Origin of the sequence: Marinobacter sp. NSM (assembly GCF_052380025.1) — a bacterium.
Taxonomy (GTDB): domain Bacteria; phylum Pseudomonadota; class Gammaproteobacteria; order Pseudomonadales; family Oleiphilaceae; genus Marinobacter.
The window spans coordinates 247,712-265,663 of sequence record NZ_JBQTCK010000003.1 but is presented as its reverse complement, the minus strand read 5'-3'; the positions used below and the strand labels follow the sequence as shown (position 1 = coordinate 265,663).

Annotated in this window: 16 protein-coding genes and 1 riboswitch; of the genes, 6 read left to right on the top strand and 10 right to left on the bottom strand. The window is 57.6% G+C overall.

Annotated elements, in window-relative coordinates; genetic code table 11:
- From ACTZWX_RS08865 to ACTZWX_RS08855, 3 genes are read right to left on the bottom strand one after another with little or no spacing between them, the layout of a single operon-like run.
- Positions 1–723 carry an ABC transporter ATP-binding protein gene (locus tag ACTZWX_RS08865; protein WP_444713622.1) on the bottom strand — a complete coding sequence of 241 codons (723 nt, stop codon included), beginning with the start codon at positions 721–723 and terminating at the stop codon, positions 1–3.
- Complete coding sequence (locus tag ACTZWX_RS08860) at positions 720–1,694, bottom strand: YVTN family beta-propeller repeat protein (protein WP_444713621.1); 975 nt, start codon at positions 1,692–1,694, stop codon at positions 720–722. Before ACTZWX_RS08860 ends, ACTZWX_RS08865 begins: the two co-directional genes overlap by 4 nt.
- A gap of 41 nt (positions 1,695–1,735) precedes the next feature.
- A complete protein-coding gene (locus ACTZWX_RS08855) occupies positions 1,736–2,908 on the bottom strand; it encodes an ABC transporter substrate-binding protein (RefSeq protein ID WP_444713620.1) in 1,173 nt (390 codons plus the stop codon).
- Positions 2,909–3,071: 163 nt separating this feature from the next.
- Between ACTZWX_RS08855 and ACTZWX_RS08850 the strand changes: the two genes are divergently transcribed.
- Complete coding sequence (locus ACTZWX_RS08850) at positions 3,072–4,304, top strand: HAMP domain-containing sensor histidine kinase (protein WP_444713619.1); 1,233 nt, start codon at positions 3,072–3,074, stop codon at positions 4,302–4,304.
- On the top strand, positions 4,301–4,957 hold the full coding sequence (locus tag ACTZWX_RS08845) for a response regulator (protein WP_444713618.1): 657 nt from the start codon (positions 4,301–4,303) through the stop codon (positions 4,955–4,957). The genes ACTZWX_RS08850 and ACTZWX_RS08845 overlap by 4 nt, the downstream gene beginning before the upstream one ends.
- A gap of 12 nt (positions 4,958–4,969) precedes the next feature.
- Here the strand turns inward: ACTZWX_RS08845 and ACTZWX_RS08840 are convergent, their stop codons facing one another.
- Complete coding sequence (locus ACTZWX_RS08840) at positions 4,970–5,623, bottom strand: pentapeptide repeat-containing protein (RefSeq protein WP_444713617.1); 654 nt, start codon at positions 5,621–5,623, stop codon at positions 4,970–4,972.
- A gap of 69 nt (positions 5,624–5,692) precedes the next feature.
- Complete coding sequence (locus ACTZWX_RS08835; RefSeq protein ID WP_444713616.1) at positions 5,693–7,549, bottom strand: methanol/ethanol family PQQ-dependent dehydrogenase; 1,857 nt, start codon at positions 7,547–7,549, stop codon at positions 5,693–5,695.
- Between the two features lie 367 nt (positions 7,550–7,916).
- On the opposite strand from ACTZWX_RS08835, the gene pedF reads away from it, so the two are divergent.
- The 3 genes from pedF (at position 7,917) to ACTZWX_RS08820 (ending at position 11,282) form a co-directional block, all read left to right on the top strand.
- A complete protein-coding gene (pedF, locus tag ACTZWX_RS08830) occupies positions 7,917–8,345 on the top strand; it encodes a cytochrome c-550 PedF (RefSeq protein ID WP_444713615.1) in 429 nt (142 codons plus the stop codon).
- 38 nt (positions 8,346–8,383) lie between these two features.
- On the top strand, positions 8,384–9,310 hold the full coding sequence (locus ACTZWX_RS08825; RefSeq protein WP_444713614.1) for a substrate-binding periplasmic protein: 927 nt from the start codon (positions 8,384–8,386) through the stop codon (positions 9,308–9,310).
- Between the two features lie 196 nt (positions 9,311–9,506).
- A complete protein-coding gene (locus ACTZWX_RS08820) occupies positions 9,507–11,282 on the top strand; it encodes a PQQ-dependent methanol/ethanol family dehydrogenase (RefSeq protein ID WP_444713613.1) in 1,776 nt (591 codons plus the stop codon).
- A gap of 50 nt (positions 11,283–11,332) precedes the next feature.
- On the opposite strand, the gene ACTZWX_RS08815 is transcribed toward ACTZWX_RS08820, so the two are convergent.
- From ACTZWX_RS08815 to ACTZWX_RS08805, 3 genes are all read right to left on the bottom strand, one after another.
- The gene (locus ACTZWX_RS08815; RefSeq protein ID WP_444713612.1) at positions 11,333–12,118 is read right to left on the bottom strand and encodes an ABC transporter ATP-binding protein; all 786 of its coding nucleotides are present in this window, start codon (positions 12,116–12,118) and stop codon (positions 11,333–11,335) included.
- Positions 12,118–12,933, bottom strand: coding sequence for an ABC transporter permease (locus tag ACTZWX_RS08810; protein ID WP_444713611.1), 816 nt, complete (start codon positions 12,931–12,933; stop codon positions 12,118–12,120). Before ACTZWX_RS08810 ends, ACTZWX_RS08815 begins: the two co-directional genes overlap by 1 nt.
- Before the next feature lie 64 nt (positions 12,934–12,997).
- Positions 12,998–13,110, bottom strand: a riboswitch (guanidine-I (ykkC/yxkD leader).
- A gap of 200 nt (positions 13,111–13,310) precedes the next feature.
- Positions 13,311–14,342, bottom strand: coding sequence for an alpha/beta fold hydrolase (locus ACTZWX_RS08805; protein ID WP_444713610.1), 1,032 nt, complete (start codon positions 14,340–14,342; stop codon positions 13,311–13,313).
- 158 nt (positions 14,343–14,500) lie between these two features.
- On the opposite strand from ACTZWX_RS08805, the gene glnT reads away from it, so the two are divergent.
- Positions 14,501–15,859, top strand: coding sequence for a type III glutamate--ammonia ligase (glnT, locus tag ACTZWX_RS08800; RefSeq protein WP_444713609.1), 1,359 nt, complete (start codon positions 14,501–14,503; stop codon positions 15,857–15,859).
- A 185-nt stretch (positions 15,860–16,044) separates the two neighbouring features.
- Here the strand turns inward: glnT and ACTZWX_RS08795 are convergent, their stop codons facing one another.
- Together ACTZWX_RS08795 and ACTZWX_RS08790 are read right to left on the bottom strand one after the other, a co-directional pair.
- Positions 16,045–16,662, bottom strand: a complete 618-nt coding sequence (locus ACTZWX_RS08795) for a TetR family transcriptional regulator (protein WP_444713608.1) — start codon at positions 16,660–16,662, stop codon at positions 16,045–16,047.
- A gap of 220 nt (positions 16,663–16,882) precedes the next feature.
- The gene (locus tag ACTZWX_RS08790) at positions 16,883–17,950 is read right to left on the bottom strand and encodes a putative urea ABC transporter substrate-binding protein (RefSeq protein WP_444713607.1); all 1,068 of its coding nucleotides are present in this window, start codon (positions 17,948–17,950) and stop codon (positions 16,883–16,885) included.
- Positions 17,951–17,952: the final 2 nt, after the last annotated feature.

Sequence of the window (17,952 nt, the reverse complement as noted above, 5' to 3'; positions counted from 1 at the left end):
TCAGCCGGCTCCGGTCAGTTTGTGGAACGTGTCTGCCAGATTCTGTGTGCCTTGCTCCTCGCAGATCACCTGGCCGGTACCGTTTGCCAGCAAGCGGCCCTGGTGCAGAATCAGCACCTTGTCCTGCTCCTGAACCTCCTCGATCAGGTGGGTGGCCCAGAGCACGGTGAGCCCGTCTTGTTCGCACAGGGTCCGAACGTGCTCGTTGAGTGCCTTGCGGCTGGCGACGTCCAGCCCTACGGTGGGCTCATCCAGAAGTAACAGGGAGGGTTGATGAAGCAACGCCCGGGCAATTTCCACCCGCCGCCGGTGCCCGCCATTGAGTTGGCGAACCGCGTCATTGGCACGATCGAGCAGATTAAAGCGCGCGAGTTCCCGATCGCCTCGTGCCCGGGCGTCTTTGCGGGACAAGCCGTGCAGGGCCGCATGGTAGTGGAGGTTCTGGCGCACGGTCAGGTCCAGATCCAGGGCATTCTGCTGGAACACCACGCCAATCTTGCGCATGGCTTCAGCGGGTTGCTTTTTCAGGGACTGTCCAGACAGCAGTACGTCCCCCTGCTGCAGCGCCAGTAGTCGGGTCAGCAAGCCGAACAGGGTGGATTTACCGGCTCCGTTCGGGCCCAGCAGGGCATGGAAACGGCCAGAGGTCAGCGTGAAGCTGACCTCCTTAAGAACCGCTTTGTCACCGTAGCGGAAACTGATGTCCCGGGCCTCAATGCTCATGAAGTCGGATCGATCACCACACCCCAGGGGTAGCGGCCCACTTTGATGGATTTGACGACCTTGAGCTGGTCCACATCGATCACCGAAACATCGCCAGAGACACCGTTGGTGGTGTAAAGGAACTTCTCATCCTTATCCAGGGCCAGTTGCCATACCCGGGAACCGACCAGCAGGTAATCCAGCACTTCATAAGTCTGGGCATCCACAACAGCGACGTGGTTAGACGGCCCCAGGGCCACAAAGGCATACTTGCCGTCTGAGGTCAGCTGAATGCCAACCGGCTGAACGCGATCCTGCGGAACGCCGCGAATCTTGAACTCAAGCTGCTTGATCTCTTCAATGGTGTCGACATCAAAAATGTGCACGGTGCCGCCGATTTCGGCAGAGGCCCAGGCGATCTTGCTGTCTTTGGTGAACTCCACATGGCGGGGTCGCTGGCCAACCACCACGTTCTTCTCGATTTCATAGGTCTCGGTGTTGATCCAGTGCAGCATGCTGGTGGTTTCACTGGTGTTCACCGCCCACTTGCCATCAGGGCTCACGGCCATGCCTTCCGGCTCAATGCCGACATCGATCTGCGCCAACACATCCTTGGTTTGCACGTCTACCACCGTCACGATGGCATCGTCCTCATTGGCAATATACAGGTGCCGGTTGTTCGGATGCAGGGCAAATTGCTCGGGGTCCTCGCCTGAGGGCAGAGTGTCGATGATCTTGCGAGTGGCCAGATCCAGCACTTGAACGGTGTCGTCGTCACTGGCGCAGATGTAGAGCTTGGTGAAGTCCTTGGACAGCAGTATGCCCCGGGGGCGTGCGCCCACGTCGATGGTTTCAATAACTTCGTGGGTTTTGGTATCGATGACCGAAAGGGTGTTGTCTTTCTCGTTGGATACGTAGGCCAGGCTGGCCATTGCTGGCCCAGAGAGCCCGATCATGGCTGCCAGTGCGGCTTTCTTGAATATTGATTTCACGGTGTTGCTCCTTCTTGTTTTCAGGTTGGCGCCGCTCAGGGTCAGCCGTTGATGCGACACTGGCTTTCGGGTTTGTCGAACCCGAGGGTGTCCATTTCGGTATTGGGATGCAGAAAGCCCTCGAAGGGTGCTTGTGCGACCAGACTTCTGGGATGAACCAGCGGGATAGGCTGGCGCAGCTGTCCGTTCCAGTCCCGAAAGCTCAGGCTGCGCCCCTTGAAGGCGGCCAGCTGGAACTTGTCGGTAAACAGGAAGTCGCGAATCTCGTTGGCGTCGGCCACTTTCAGGTCGGTGACCGCAGTACCGATGGAACGGACAGCGGCCCAGGCGGCGTAGTCATCACCAGTCATATCCCGTTCGGCCAGGGCCCGGAACCGGTTCTGAAGCTGTGCCGCGCCCCAGGCTTCAACCACCCGGTGCCAGGTAACCGGCATCATGCCCTGGGTGCCGACTACCGGTCTGGGCAGCCAGGTGTTGAACGGAACGTATTCGCCGAAATCACCGCGCACATCGGCCACGACTACCGCATCGTAGGCGCGGGCCTGGGTGAAGGCGGGCAGTTCCTTGGCAGCCGTGCGGCGCAGGTCAGCGTCGAACGTCCAGGGTTTGTCCTGAACAATCTTCAGGCCAAAGCGCTTGGCAGACCGGCGAAACGCGTCAGCCCAGGCTTTGTCGTCCTCGGTTGGCCCGGTAATCAGGAACAGATTGTTCCAGCGCCGCATATTCAGCCACTGGCCCAGTGAATCCGTCAGCATGGCGTAGCTGGGCACGGTATGAAGCAGGTTAGCGTGGCATTCGGCGGTGCGAAGCGCATCGTCTTTGGCGCCGGCATTGAAGACCAGTGTGTTGTTATCAGCCTGACCCATGATGGCCTGCACGGTTTGCGCTGGTGCATTGATCACAAACAGGCGCGTGCCGTTGGCTTGCATGGACTCGAACGCTGTCAGGGCCTCTTCATGTGAACCGGCAACTTCACTGTCCAGCTCGTAGTTTTGCCCCAGGAAGCGACCGGTGGTCTGATTGTCGGCCAGCCCCAGCTCGGCTCCCCGTAAGCCAGCATCCTCGGGCTCGGGAATAACGTTAGACAGCACCGGCCCTTTATCGGGCACCCATTGCAGATAGCCAATACGAACGTCGAGTGACTCCGCCTGAAGAGGGCTGGCGCCGAGCATGATGACAAGAGTTGCTGCCGCTGTCCTGGATAACAAAGACATTGGATTCTCCGGTTTGTTATTGTGATTCCAGCTTAGAGAAGGGGCAATGCCGGTGAAATATTCAGAAAGTAGGAAAGTGCCAGTACTAAAGAACTATTCCGGTTAAAGCTGGCGGGTTTAGCATGAGTGTGGATAGGCTGTTTACCCGTAATGGATAGAAACAATGACGGTATATCGGAAGATATCTCTATTGATGCTGGCGGTTTTTCTGCTCATCTATCTGCTCGGAGCGCTGTTTTACATCCAGCAGGCCCGCCATGATGTCCAGCGGGAACTTGACGGTGTTGCGGGCCTTGCACAGAGTTTGGAAAGCCCCGAAGATCTCCCGGAATCTGTCGTTATCAGCATGCGTCACCTGACGCCGGTGGGTGATACAGGTTCTGGCGTAAGCAAGGATGTGCCTGCCTGGTTCTCAGCACTAATTGCCAGAGAATTCCACCGGCCAGTGGTTAATGGCTGGCAGGTTGATCCCGCCGATGAGGTTGAGGAAATCTGGGAAGGGTTCCTGCTGGTTTCCGGTGCCTACGCGATTGGTACCTGCCTGTGCTTCCTCGCGCTGTTTGTTATGGTCAGGGGCGGCATGCGTACCCTCGCCAGCCTCTCTGAAGCCATGGGGGCAATCTCGGCGGGTCAACTCACTTCCCGGCTACCGCGTCAGCAAGAACAAGAGCTGGACTCTCTGATTTGCCGTTTCAATTCCATGGCCGAGGCGCTTCAGTCGGAACAGCAGACCGTCAGTCGACTGCTCAACGAACTGCTTCGGTTGCAGGACCGGGAGCGTGAACATATCGCCCGTGTACTCCATGATGACCTGGGGCAATACCTGACGGGCATTCGTGCCCAGGCGCGAAGCCTGCTGTACGATCCCGGCCTGAGCGATCGGCAGAAGAAACAGGCCAGTGACCTGGCGGAAAACTGTGAGACCATCCAGAGGCATTTCCGTCACCTGCTCCAGGATTTGCATCCTCTGGTGATGGAGCAGTTGGGTCTGGGCAGCGCAATCCGGCATCTGACCGAACAATGGCAACAGCTTAGCGGCCTGGAGTGTCGCCTTGCGATGGACGACCGCTTGCCAGAATTTACCGGTGAGCAGCAGACACACCTGTACCGGTTTCTCCAGGAGGCCTTGAACAACGTATCCCGTCATGCCAATGCATCCTGCGCGACATTGGCGGTAGCCCTAAACGCCACGGAACTGAGCATTGAGGTACGTGATGATGGCGTCGGAAACGATTGTCTGCCCGATAACGCCGGCCTCGGTGTGCGGTCCATGCGTGAGCGTGCCAGATGCCTGGGTGGTGAAGTAAAGTTCTTCAGTCGAATAGGCGAGGGCACCCGAATCCGGCTTGCCGTCCCGCTTACCCGACTGTGCCCAATTCCGGGGAGCATCGTGTGAAGCTCATGATTGTGGATGATCACCAGGTCGTTCGCCAGGGGATTGCGAATCTCCTGCGTTCAATGCTGCCCGCGGTGGCGATCACTGAAGTCGACAACGGCGAGGATGCGGTCACTTGCTATGGAGGGTTGCGGCCAAATGTGGTGTTGCTCGATGTGGGGCTTCCCGATATCTCTGGTTTGGAGGTTGGGCGCCGACTGCGCCAGCGCTGGCGTGGTGCGGCCATTCTTTTCTTCACCATGCATGACGAGCTGCCCATGGTCAGGCAGGCTCTGGACATTGGCGGTTTGGGGTTTGTCTCAAAAAGCTGCGCCCCTGAGGAGCTGGCTGAAGCGGTGAAACGGGTCGCTGCTGGTCAGCCCTACATCGAGCATCCGATTGCGACCCGTCTGGCAATGAATCAGGAGCGGCCGGTAGACCATCGGCTCAGGGATATGACCCAAAGGGAAATGGAGGTTCTTCTGATGTATGCCCGGGGCGAGAGTGTTTCAGGTATCGCTGGTCGATTGTGCGTCAGCAACAAGACGGTGTCTAACCACTTGGCGGGCCTGAAGAGCAAGCTTCAGGTTACCTCGTCAGTGGAGCTGATTCATCTGGCGGTGGATGCTGGCCTTGTTCGTTATGGTCAGCTGGAGGAAGCAAGGCGGGTCTGAGCCCGCCCTGGTTCACCAGTCGAAGGGGCAGGCTGTGCAGCCCTCCATATGGGTTCCCTCGAACGTGGCGTAGTGAATGCGGGTTCCGGTCAGGTCGGCATCGGCAAGGTTTGCCAGCCCCAGCTTGGCTTCCTGAAGGTTTGCCCCCCTCAGGTTGGCGCCCTTCAGGTTGGCCTTTGGCATCCAGGAGATCTCGAAGCTGCTGAAGGGCATGGTGGCGTTCACCAGAGTGGCACCGGAAAACCGCGAGAAGTCGAAGTTGGCTCCGGTCAGGTCTGCCTCGCTGAAGTCCGCTCCCTGGGCGAACAGATACTCGCCCTGCATACCCTGTAACTGGGCATTCTTCAGTGACGCGCCCCTCATGCTGGCCCGGTAGGCCTGGAGCCGATATCCGGTAACATTGTCGAGAGTCGCCCCATCAAGGTTGGCACCGCGGAGGCTGGTATGGCTTATATTTGCGCCAGACAGGTTGGCACCGCGAAAGTTGGCTGAGTGCAGGTCCATATTGGACAGATCCGCCCCCTGTAGGTCAGCGCCGGCGCAACTAGCTTTGCGTTCCAGCTTACAACCGTTGATGACGGGGATTTGACCCATATCGGCCATATAGTCACTGGCCAGTGCCGATGCGGTGAACAGTAACAATGAGGCGGTAATAACAGGTTTCATGATTTCACCTCTGACTCATAGGCAGAAAAAAAGGGCCCGGCGAACTGCCAGGCCCAGTCCGGAGGAAGGTTAGCGGGAGGCCTGTGCCCAGGAGGGCATCTTGAATACCCAGAACGAACCTCCCTGGGAGACAGGTTTGGTCAGTTCGGCCATATCGCCGCCCCAAAGCGGAACTGCACCGCCGTAGCCGGAGGTGATGCCTATGTATTGCTCGCCGTCCATCTCCCAGGTGATCGGCGAAGAGATGATTCCCGAGCCGGTCTGGAATTTCCAAAGTTCCTCACCGGTCTTGGCATCGAACGCTTTCAGGTAGCCGTCTCCAGTGCCTGTGAATACAAGGCCGCCTTTGGTGGTCAGAACGCCGGCCCAAAGTGGCAACCGCTCTTTGTGTTCCCATTCGATCTCGCCGGTGAGCGGGTTCATGGCTCGAAGGATGCCTACGTGGTCGTCATACATTCGCTTGATTCGAAAGCCTTGTCCCAGGTAGGCAGCCCCTTTCTTGTAGGTAACTTCCTCGGTCCAGTAATCTTCTTTCCAATGGTTGGCGGGTATATAGAACAGGCCGGTGTCCTGGCTGTAGGCCATAGGATTCCAGTTTTTGCCACCCAGGAAGGGCGGAGAGACTTCGATGGATTCGCCACGGGTTTCACCCTTCGGGACTGGCGGTGGGCGCTGGCCTTTTCTTTCCACGGGGCGGCCTGTTTCCAGATCGATGTGGCTGGCCCAGGTAATGTTGTCAACAAATGGGAACGCTTTCTCGAGCTTACCGTTCGTGCGGTCGACCACGTAGAAGAAGCCATTGCGGTCAGCGTGCGCGGTGGCTTTTACCTCGCGTCCGTCATCTGTGTACTCAAACAGCACAAGCTCGTTATTACCGGAAAAATCCCAGGCATCGTTCGGTGTGTGTTGGTAGAACCACTTCACCTCACCTGTTGTGGGGTCTACGCCAACCTGTCCCGACGTATAGAGGTTGTCGTAATCCTGAGGGTTGCCACCCGGTGATGTGCGGGCCCAGGTGTTCCAGGGTGCGGGATTGCCGGCACCTATGATAATGGTGTTGGTCTCTGCATCGAAGCTGGCGCTTTGCCAGGGGGCTCCGCCGCCATGACTCCAGGCTTCAACCTTACCGGTGTCACGGGAGGCGTCGTCGGGCCAACTGGGCGCGCGAGGATCACCGGTTGGCGTGCTTTTTTTACCGTTGAGACGGCCATAGTGGCCCTCGACGAACGGGCGCATCCAGATTTCTTCGCCGGTATCCGGGTCTCGGGCAAACAGCTTGCCTACAACGCCAAATTCATCACCTGAGGATCCGTGAATCAGCAAAACTTTACCGGTCTTCTGATCCTTCGCGAGCGTGGGTGCGCCGGTCATGGTGTAGCCAGCTTCGTGGTCACCGAATTTCTCTCGCCAGACGACCTTACCGGTATCCTTGTTCAGGGCAACAATGCCCGCATCCAGAGTACCGAAGAAGACTTTATCACCAAAAATGGCAGCGCCACGGTTGACCACATCGCAACAGGGGCGAATGCCTTCTGGCAACCGGTGACTGTATTCCCATAGCCGTTTTCCGGTTTTTGCATCCAGGGCCCACATGCGAGAGTAGGAGCCGGTTACATAGATAACACCGTCATGAACCAGTGCCTGGGATTCCTGCCCCCGTTGTTTTTCATCGCCGAACGAAAATGACCAGGCCGGAACGAGTCGCTCCACGTTGTCCCGGTTGATGGTGGTCATCGGGCTGTATCTTTGGGCCTTGGGGCCTATGCCATAGCCCAGCACGTTCTCGGTTGTTTGCGCATCATTGGCGATATCTTCCCAGGTTACGTTTCCGGCATTTGCCTGACTGGCGAGACCTACCGCTGATCCGACGGCCAGAGCCAGTCCTATCCCCCGTAGTAGCGGGCGCTTGCGTGTCTTGAAGTTCATTGTCTTTCCCCTTGTTTTTTGTTGTACCCATCGTCTTGCTCAAGGCATCGACGCCACGAGTATTGGCTTGGGGGGACGCTGTGGCGACGGAAAAAAGCATCGGATCAATGGGATGAAACCAATAGGATTCGGGAAAAGTTCCCAGGGTATGGCCATCATCATGAAAAACCGGGCGTTCTCTGTGGGCAATGGGGAAACTCATGCTTTGGCGTTGACTCTCAGCGTTTACTACTAAGGAACTAGTGTCTGAAAGCGAAAGTGGCATTCTATCGCTAGCACGGCCTCACCATACTTGTGGGAAGCTGCTGGTTGACGTCACACAAAATAGCGCCAGCCATCGTGATTCAAAACAAGAGGTGGTCTACCCATGCTGACACACGTTTTCATTCGAACCCTGCTCGCTGCCACTTTGGCTGTTGGCGCTTCATCCGCCTGGTCCCACGGGGACGTGACGCCACAACCGGTTGATACCGGTGCCTTGCCGGATCTTGGCAAAGAGCTGCGCGCTGAAAATCCGTTCCGGGCCGGTAACGAACATGGCGATCTTAATGAAGAAGCCATCAAAGTCGGCCGCAGTGGCTATGCCGGTAACTGTGCTGTGTGCCACGGCATTGAGGCCATGTCTGGCGGCCTGACACCGGATCTGCGGGAACTGGAAGAGTGGGACGACGAATACTTTATTGGCCGGGTCACCAATGGCACTGGCCGCGGTATGCCGTCCTTCAAGGATAACCTGGATCAGACCGCGATCTGGGCCATTCGTACCTACGTTGAATCGCTGCCCAAACCTGAATAACCCGGTTTGATCACGATTTGTCGCCCGGAGGGTAAGTGATGAAAACTGCGTTTCGTGTAGTGCTTGTGGTGTTTGCGATGCTGGCGGCAGTGGCGCATGGCCAGCAGCCGCGCCTGCTTATCCCGGACCGTACCCTGGATATTATCCAGGATTCGGGTTATCTGAACGTCGGCATGTACAAGGACTTTCCACCGTATTCCTATGAGGAGAATGGTGAGGCGAAAGGCGTGGACGCAGAACTCGGGCGTCAGATTGCGAAAGCGCTGGGAGTGGAATTCCGACCCTACTGGATTATCCCCGACGAAAACCTGGGCGACGACCTTCGCAACCACATCTGGAAAGGTCATTACCTCTCTAAAACCCGCGTGGCCGACATCATGATGCGGGTGCCCTACGACAGTGTATTCAAGTACATGCGGGACTCCACGGGCGAGATGATCAACGAGCAGGTGGTGTTTGTGGCACCGTATCAGCAGGAACGTTGGCAGATTGTGTTCGATGCCGACAAGCTGGATGAAGTCAATACCGTTGCCAAATTCCAGTATCACCCGATCGGTGTAGAGATCGATACCTTGCCTGCAACCTATATGACGTCGTCTTTTGCTGGCCGCATGCGTGACCAGGTGCATCATTATAAGAACATTGCCAAAGCCTTTGACGCTATGGCGGCTGGTGAGGTCAGCGCGGTAATGGGGATGCGGGCGGAACTTGAGCACAGTCTGAAGGCCTACCCGGATCGGCCGTTTAAACACGCCGGCAATGGCTTTCCAGGCATCAGTAAACCGGCTTGGGATGTCGGCATAGCCATACGCCATACCCATCGCGCCCTCGGCTACGCGGTGGAAGGCGCTGTTGACCGAATGATCCGCAATGGCGAGGTAGCAGCGCTGTATCAGCAGCATGGGCTGTCCTTTAGCCGCCCAGGATACTACGACGCGATTCTCGGGTCGGAAGAGGCCGAGTAACTATTTTGCCGTGAGTTCAGCCCGCCCCGGAGCGGGCTTTTTCATTTCTCGCGGAGTCGTACTACCAAGTGATGAGAAAACCTGTGCGTGGGGTTAATTGTTGCAAATGCGGGTGCCAACAAGAATGGGTACAGAGGCGGGAAAAGTTCCCGGTTCGCCATCGAATCTGAAAACAAGAGAATTGGAGAACGCAACCATGAGATCACTCGACATCGGCAAGACCTTTGCCGCCAGTGCCCTGGCATTGGCCGTTTCCTTCGGGGCCCATGCGGTTACTGATGATGACTTGCTGAAAGACCATCAAACCACTGACAGTATTGTTACTTATGGCATGGGCTATCAAGGGCAGCGCCACAGCCCGATGACAGCCCTTAACACCAGCAACGTTAAGTATCTTCAGCCAGCATGGGCGTTCTCCTTCGGCGGAGAGAAACAACGTGGCCAGGAATCACAACCGCTGATCAAAGACGGTGTGATGTACGTGACCGGCTCCTATTCCCGTATTTGGGCGGTGGATGCCCGTACCGGCGAGGAACTCTGGCAATATGACGCCCGCCTGCCCGATGGCATCATGCCCTGTTGTGATGTCATCAACCGCGGTGCCGCGATTTACGGCGATAAGGTCTACTTTGGTACCCTGGATGCCAAGCTGGTCGCGCTGAATAAAGATACCGGTAAGGTGGTCTGGATCAAGAAAGTAGCCGATTACCAAGAAGGCTATGCCATCACAGCCGCCCCGATTGTGGTTAATGGCAAGCTGATTACCGGCGTGTCCGGCGGTGAATTCGGAATTGTGGGTAAGGTTGAAGCTTACGACGCCAACACCGGTGACCTGTTGTGGACCCGCCCGACCGTTGAAGGCCACATGGGCTACGTCTACAAAGACGGTAAGAAGGTTGAGAACGGCATTTCCGGTGGCGAGGCTGGCAAAACCTGGCCTGGTGACATGTGGAAGACCGGCGGCGCGGCAACCTGGCTGGGCGGCACTTACGATCCGGAAACCGATACCCTGTTCTTCGGCACCGGTAACCCGGCCCCCTGGAACTCGCACCTGCGCCCGGGTGATAACCTCTACTCCGCATCCCGGGTTGCGATCGACCCGAACGACGGCAGCATCAAGTGGCATTTCCAGACTACCCCGAATGATGGCTGGGATTACGACGGTGTCAACGAACTGATTTCCTTTGATCTGAAGGAGAACGGAAAAACTGTCAAAGCAGCGGCCACGGCTGACCGTAACGGCTTCTTCTATGTACTGAACCGTGAAGATGGCTCCTTTATCCGGGGTTTCCCGTTTGTCGACACCATCAGCTGGGCCACCGGCCTGGACCCGAAAACCGGTAGTCCGATTCTGAAAGACGGTGGTCGCCCGGGTAACCCGGCAGACATGGACGGCGAGAAGGGCGAAACCGTGGTCGCCTTCCCGGCGTTCCTTGGTGGCAAGAACTGGATGCCTATGGCTTACAGCCCGGAAACCGAGCTGTTCTATGTGCCTTCCAATGAGTGGTCCATGGATATCTGGAACGAGCCGGTCTCCTACAAGAAGGGCGCGGCTTACCTGGGTGCCGGATTCACCATCAAGCCGGCCAACGACGACTTCATCGGCGTACTGCGTGCCATGGACCCGAAAACCGGTAAGGAAGTGTGGCGCCAGAATAACCCGGCTCCGCTGTGGGGTGGCGTTATGACGACCGCTGGCGGCCTGGTGTTCACCGGCACGCCGGAAGGTTTCCTGAAGGCTTTTGACGCCAAAACCGGCGAAGAGCTCTGGAAGTTCAACACCGGCTCCGGCGTGGTCGGCACCCCGGTAACCTGGGAAATGGACGGCGAGCAATACGTGTCCGTTGCCTCTGGCTGGGGCGGTGCGGTGCCGCTGTGGGGTGGTGAAGTCGCCAAAGTGGTCAAAGACTTTAACCAGGGTGGCTCGGTCTGGACCTTCAAGCTGCCAAAAGATCGGGTGGCTGCTAAGTAAGCGGTTCTGCATATCGACCTTCGGGCTGCCTTCGGGCAGCCCTTTTTGTATCAGGCCGCCTGGTAGCGAGCGGTTTTTGTAACCGAATGATCGATGTCCTCCAGCACCGTCCGGTCCGTTTGCCCGATCGGCAAATCATAGGTAATGGTGGCACCAAAAGCGTCAGGACTGTGGGGGTCATGTCGGGTTTTATCAAATACCAGCAGGCGGGTACCCAGATAGAAACCCTCTCTCAGATCGTGGGTTACCATGAAAATGGTGGTGCCTGTTTCCTGCCACAGCTTCAGCAGCAGGTTGTGCATGTCGCTGCGAATGCCCGGGTCCAGTGCCCCGAATGGCTCATCCAGCAATAACACCCGGGGTTTCATGATCAGGGACTGGGCAATGGCCAGGCGCTGCTGCATGCCGCCGGAAAGTTCATGTGGCCACTTGTGGGCAGATGGGGTCAGCCCAACCGACTCAAGCATGGCGTCTACCCGCGCCAAAGCCTCCTTGCGGGCGCTGCCGAACAGCTTGCCGAGCAACGGTTTCTGTTCCAGTTCGAGCCCCATCAGCACATTCTGGCGAACGGTGAGATGGGGGAAGACCGAGTAGCGCTGGAATACGATGCCACGGTTACGATCCGGCTCGGCAGGAAAGGCCGCGCCGTCCAGCAGCAGCTCGCCTCGGGTCTGGGTTTCCTGCCCCAGTAGCATCTTCAGGAAGGTAGACTTGCCGCAGCCGGACGCCCCCACCAGGGTGCAGAACTCCCCCTGCTTTACCGACAGGTTCAGGTTCTCCAGAACCACCTGGTCGCCGTATTCTTTCCAGAGATTGTTAACAGTAATAAAGCTCATTAATGGCCTCCGGCGTTGTACCACGGGAACAGGCTGCGATTGGCAAAGCGAAGAATCTGGTCGATCACGATGGCCAGAATGGTGATCCAGATGACGTAGGGTAGGATCACGTCCATAGCCAGATAGCGCCGCACCAGAAAGATGCGGTAGCCGAGGCCTTCGGTTGAAGCGATGGCTTCAGCGGCAATCAGGAATAGCCAGGCAGGGCCCAGGCTGAGCCGAACCGAGTCAATCAGGCGGGGCAGGGTTTGCGGCAGGGCCATGCGAGTGATCACCTGCCACGAATTGGCGCCCAGGGTCTGGATCTTGATCAGCTGTTCGCCGGGCAGTTCCCGGACTCGTTGTGCCACATCCCGCATCATGACCGGCGCCGTACCAATGACAATCAGCATCACTTTGGACAGCTCGCCAAGACCAAAAACGATAAACAGAATGGGCAGTATCGCCAGTGGTGGCACCATGGACAGCGAGGAAACCAGTGGTGCGAGGTTGGCTCGCACCAGAGGCAGGATGCCGTTCAGCAAACCCACCACCAGCGCCAGTGACGCCGCGATACCTACTCCCATACCCAACCGTTTCAGGCTGGCGGCGGTGTCCTCCCACATCAGGTAATTGCCACTGCGGCGATCCTCCTGAAACGCCATACGATCAACGGCGGCGGTCATCTGCTCAAGGCCGGGCAGGAGCTTGTCGTTGGGGTTGTCTGCCAGGCGCTGCTGGGAGGCCAGGCTGTATATCAGCATGATCAACAGAAAGGGCAATAATCCCAGCAGAATTGCTGAAAAGCGCCCGGGGTGGCGGTTGATCAATCGCATAGTCGGTCTCCTCTGGTCACACAACACGGCAAGGTGATCGCGGGTTGGCATCCCTTGCGATTCGGTCTCCCGGGCTTTTGTCCCGCCGTGTAACCTCCCAGAGGTCGGTAACTCTCGGACCAGCCATCCAGGCTGTTGCTGACAACAGCCAGGACCGGAACCCTAGTCACCCATTTGTCTTCGTTGTGTTGCCGCACACATTACGGTGTTGCTGTGAACGGACTGGCTTTTTGAAAACAGCGTTTGCTTATCGGTTTCATCAGAAGCCTTTGCAGGTGGCGTGCCAGATGCTGCAATACCGCATTTCCGGTGCCGTGCGACGCTGGAGCCAGCGCCGGGCTGCGCCATCCCGGTGCGTGGCTGCAAAGAGTGCACCGTTATGATGCTGACCCTGACAGCAGATCCGCGGCGGCGGCCAGAATCTTTCCATGGCTTTGTGATTCCCGCCCGGCACCACCAGCAATATGGCCCCACTCCGATGCCAGCACCTCGAGCCTGGCACCCGGCATCTGTAAAGCATCCTGTGCGGCATCTTCGGCGGTAAAATAGAGATCGGTCGCGCTCGGCATCACGCGCGTTGGCATGGTTAACGTGGCAAGTGCTGCCCCATAGTTGCCCTCAAACACCGGGTTGTTGCTGATATTTCCCTGCTGCCAGGTGTTGAGCACAGTGAGCAGATTGTTGGCATCCTGCGCCAGGTGGTCCTGTTCCCAGAATTGCAATAATTCTTCAATCGACTGGAATCCCAGTTCGCGCCAGCGCTCGTGCCGGAAAAATGCCTGGGAATACGCCCAGCCCGCATAGACCCGGCCAAAGGCACGCAGCCCACGTTCCGGCGGTTGTTGATACCGGCCGTCCTGAAAAGCCTGGTCGCATGTCAGGGCGGCTTTAACACCGTCCAGAAAAACCTGATTGTGCGGGGTGCAGTGGGCGGTACAGCAGGTGGCGAGCACGGAACGGACCTGCTCCGGGAACAGGCAGCCCCACTGCAATGCCTGCATACCACCCATGGACCAGCCCTTTACAAGCGCCAGGCTGGCACCACCGAACACCTCGTCGACCAGCCGTTTTTGCAGCATCACGTTGTCGTAAAGGCTGATGGCCGGGAAGCGGCTGCCCGATTGCGACCCTGGCGTGTTAGAGGGTGAAGAAGATTCGCCCGCCCCAAGCATGGCGGGGATCACAATGCAGTATTTGTCGGGATTGAGCGGGCTGTTTGGCCCCACCCAGGGGTGGTTGCCCGCCGCTGCACCACCATAGTACGTGGGCAGCAGGATCAGGTTGTCTTTTGGTGCATTGAGGTGCCCGGTCTGATGATAGTGCAGGCGAGCCGAACGAAGGGTCTCGCCACTGGATAACGGCAGGTCTCCTGCCTCGAAGTCATCTTTAAGCCATTGGTTTTTCGTCATTTTGGTTCTCCTAATTCCAGATGTTTTCAGGTTCTGGAATTCCGCCTATTCAGTTTATATATACATGCTGGCATGTAAGTTGAATGGGGAAAACGTAGAAAGAAACGTGCCAGAACACACAACGACAGCCCGTGTTAACGGGTACAAGAGGAATCAAGATGACTGACCTGACCAACACCCAGGCCCTGAAACAGCAATTAACCGATGCCGGCGTGAAATACGCCATTGCCAGCTATGTGGATATTCACGGTATCAGCAAGGGCAAATTCGTCCCGGTGGCCCACCTCGGCCAGATGATGGAGGGCTCGGAGCTATACACCGGCGCCGCCCTGGACGGCGTGCCCCAGGACATCTCCGATGATGAAGTGGCGGCCATGCCAGACGCCAGTGGCATCGCCATCTGCCCCTGGAACCGGCAGTTGGCGTGGTTCCCCGGCAACCTGTACCTGAACGGACAACCGTTTGAAGCCTGCTCCCGCAACATCTTTCGGCGCCAGCTCGAAGCGGCAGCCGGAATGGGTTACCGCTTTAATCTGGGTATTGAAACCGAGTTCTTCCTGTTCAAGGACACCGAAGACGGTGGTTTTGCCCCGCTGAGCGACCGCGACACCCTTGGCAAACCCTGTTACGACCCGCGTACCCTGATGGACAATTTCACCATCATGAACGAGTTGGTGGATGCCATGAACGAGCTGGGCTGGGATGTGTATTCCTTCGACCATGAGGACGCCAACGGCCAGTTCGAGACCGACTTCAAATACGCCGATGGTCTGACCATGGCAGACCGCCTGGTGTTCTTCCGCATGATGGCCAACGAAATCGCCCGCAAACACGGTGCCTTCGCCAGCTTTATGCCCAAGCCTTTCGCTGACCGCACCGGCAGCGGCGCCCACTTCAACATGTCGCTGGCGGACATCAAAACCGGCGAGAACCTGTTCGAGCCCAACGGTGACGATCTGTACAGTTGCGGCATCAGCAAGATCGCCTATCACTTCATCGCCGGCGTGCTGAAACACGGTGCCGCCATCAGCGCCGTCATTGCCCCCACGGTCAACAGCTACAAACGCCTGGTGCGACAGGGCAGTATGTCTGGCTCTACCTGGGCGCCGGTGTTCATGTGCTATGGCTCCAACAACCGCACTAATATGGTTCGAATCCCCGGCGTGGGCGGCCGCATCGAATGCCGTGCAGCGGACATTGCCTGCAACCCCTACCTGGGCAGCGCCCTGATCCTGGCCGCTGGCCTAGAGGGCATTCGTGATGGCCTGGATGCCGGAGCCCCGCACCACGAGAACATGTACAACTACAGCGATGCCGAGATCGTGGAGCAGGGCATCGAGTACCTGCCCCGGAATCTGGGGGAAGCGGTGGAAGCCTTCGAGGCCGACCCGCTGGCCAAGGAAGTCTTCGGCGAAGCCATGTTCAGGAGCTTCGTTGACTACAAGAAAGGGGAGTGGGAGAGCTACCAGAACCACGTGTCTGAGTGGGAGGTGAAGCGGTACCTGAAGATGTTCTGAGTCGCCCCTGCTCATAGAGACAGGCGCCCGCGCTGGCAAGCGGGTAGCCTGTCAGGGACACGCTGTGAATACGTCCGTGTACGCTTGACGAAAACATCCCTGTTTTCGACAGTCCCTGACAGGCTACCCACTCACCATCGCTACCCCGGTATTGCCTGCGGCTACAGTGCCAATCCCATAACGCTTTACTGCGATTTCCTTCCCAGGAGGGTCCAGAACTGCCGTTGAAAAAACGGCATTTCCTTCTTCAGCGAGAACAACTTCGGCGCAAACAGCCAGGTTTGGGTAATACCCATCAGATAGGTGTAACACAGCAAGCCCAGATCCTTCGGATCTTCCTGCGTCGTTATCATCCCATCCTCAACAGCCCGCCCCACCAGATCCTGAAACAACCCGATGATCGACTTAGTCAAAGCCCGTTCACGCTTCAACGTCCGGCTCATGGCGTCCGTCAGTTCGGTTTTGTTCAACAGAATCTCGAACGATTGCCGATACTGCCGGTTGTTGGCCAACAGGCTCAGCCATTGCTCGATAAACCGGTCCATTGCCTCAATCGGCGTATCCCGCATCGCCGCACACTCGGCAACCAGCACCTCAAGCGGTTCCTGGGAGTAGCCCAGCACCGCCTCGTACAGGTCGTCCTTGGTCTGAAAATGCCAGTAAATCGGCCCGCGACTGCAACCGGCTTCCTTGGCAATCCGGCTCAGGGTTGTCAGGGAATAGCCGTCCCGGCTGAATAGGGTGAGTGCGGCTTCCAGGACGGTCTGGCGGGTTTTCTCGGCATCTTCTTTGGTACGTCGCATCAGTTGTTTTTACTCGTTTGCATACTCACAAGTCCGCAGGGTGCAGCGGCAAGGGCTTTCCGAAACCCTGCGGAGCCATGGATGGCGGAGCGGAGCCTACAGGGATGTATTCACGGCGTGTTTCGGAAAGCCCTTGCCGCTGCACCCGTACTCTGGATCCAACAAAAAAGGGCACGAATATCGTGCCCTCGGCTTCCTGGTAAGGCAAGCAACAACGAATTCAGATCTCGCCGTCAGCGGCCATCTGCATGTAGCTATCGTTAAACCGCAGCTTCACATTGCTGGAGTCACCCATGATCGAGCCATCCGGAAACTCGATGCCGACAAAGTCCGGACTCATCGCACCCTGGCCCAGCAACCCCTTATCAAACGAGAATTGACGAACGCTATCCATCGCCTCCCGGGCCTCATCGCTGCGAATAAACTCCACCGAATTCTCCGGCTTCCAGAACATCTTCATACCCGCCAACTGCGCCTCATAACCGGCCTGATCCGTCCCGGAAATCTCACCCAGGAATGCCCGTGCCTCCTGACCTTGCTCCGAGTCAGACGCCAGAATACTCATGGTTTCATACCAGGCACCCACCATCGCCTTGCCCAGCTTCGGGTTATCCTCCAGAGTTTTGGTATTCACCAACGTCAGATCCTTGATGTGCCCCGGAATCTGGCTGGAATCGAACAATGCCGTGGCACCGGGGTAGTTGGCTACCTCGGTCAGCAGCGGGTTCCAGGTAGCCACATGGCGCACGTCGTTGGTCTGGAAGGCAGACACCAGATCGGCATCGGAAATGTTCACCACCCGGATGTCACGCTCTTCCAGCCCCACGGTATCCAGCGCCCGTACCAGCAGGTAATGGGACACCGACAGCTCCACCAGATGCACCGTCTCGCCTTTCAGGTCTTCAATGGATTTGGCGTCTTTGGATACCAGGCCATCGTTGGCATTGGAATAGTCGCCCACAATCAGCGCGGTGGTATCGATGCCGGAGGCTGCGGGAATCGACAGGCCATCCATGCTGGTGGCAACGACCCCGTCAAACTGACCGGCGGTGAACTGGTTGATGGATTCGATGTAGTCGTTCACCTGCACGATATCCACCTCGATATCGTACTTGTCTGCCCACTTCTTCATGATTCCGAAGTCCTCGGCATACTGCCAGGGCACCCAGCCAGCGTAGATGGTCCAGGCAATGCTGAAGGAATCCTTTTCCTGGGCCAGGGCGCCCATGGACAGGGAGGCGGTCATCAGACCGGCCGCAAGACGTTTTGTGAAAGTGCGTGTTTTCATGG

Excerpts from the sequence above, each read along its gene's own strand:
- ACTZWX_RS08810 (WP_444713611.1), bottom strand. The coding sequence starts at position 12,933 with ATGCGATTGATCAACCGCCACCCCGGGCGCTTTTCAGCAATTCTGCTG.
- ACTZWX_RS08820 (WP_444713613.1), top strand. The coding sequence starts at position 9,507 with ATGAGATCACTCGACATCGGCAAGACCTTTGCCGCCAGTGCCCTGGCA.
- ACTZWX_RS08855 (WP_444713620.1), bottom strand. The coding sequence starts at position 2,908 with ATGTCTTTGTTATCCAGGACAGCGGCAGCAACTCTTGTCATCATGCTC.
- ACTZWX_RS08835 (WP_444713616.1), bottom strand. The coding sequence starts at position 7,549 with ATGAACTTCAAGACACGCAAGCGCCCGCTACTACGGGGGATAGGACTG.
- glnT (WP_444713609.1), top strand. The coding sequence starts at position 14,501 with ATGACTGACCTGACCAACACCCAGGCCCTGAAACAGCAATTAACCGAT.
- pedF (WP_444713615.1), top strand. The coding sequence starts at position 7,917 with ATGCTGACACACGTTTTCATTCGAACCCTGCTCGCTGCCACTTTGGCT.
- ACTZWX_RS08805 (WP_444713610.1), bottom strand. The coding sequence starts at position 14,342 with ATGACGAAAAACCAATGGCTTAAAGATGACTTCGAGGCAGGAGACCTG.
- ACTZWX_RS08840 (WP_444713617.1), bottom strand. The coding sequence starts at position 5,623 with ATGAAACCTGTTATTACCGCCTCATTGTTACTGTTCACCGCATCGGCA.
- ACTZWX_RS08825 (WP_444713614.1), top strand. The coding sequence starts at position 8,384 with ATGAAAACTGCGTTTCGTGTAGTGCTTGTGGTGTTTGCGATGCTGGCG.
- ACTZWX_RS08865 (WP_444713622.1), bottom strand. The coding sequence starts at position 723 with ATGAGCATTGAGGCCCGGGACATCAGTTTCCGCTACGGTGACAAAGCG.
- ACTZWX_RS08795 (WP_444713608.1), bottom strand. The coding sequence starts at position 16,662 with ATGCGACGTACCAAAGAAGATGCCGAGAAAACCCGCCAGACCGTCCTG.
- ACTZWX_RS08790 (WP_444713607.1), bottom strand. The coding sequence starts at position 17,950 with ATGAAAACACGCACTTTCACAAAACGTCTTGCGGCCGGTCTGATGACC.
- ACTZWX_RS08815 (WP_444713612.1), bottom strand. The coding sequence starts at position 12,118 with ATGAGCTTTATTACTGTTAACAATCTCTGGAAAGAATACGGCGACCAG.
- ACTZWX_RS08850 (WP_444713619.1), top strand. The coding sequence starts at position 3,072 with ATGACGGTATATCGGAAGATATCTCTATTGATGCTGGCGGTTTTTCTG.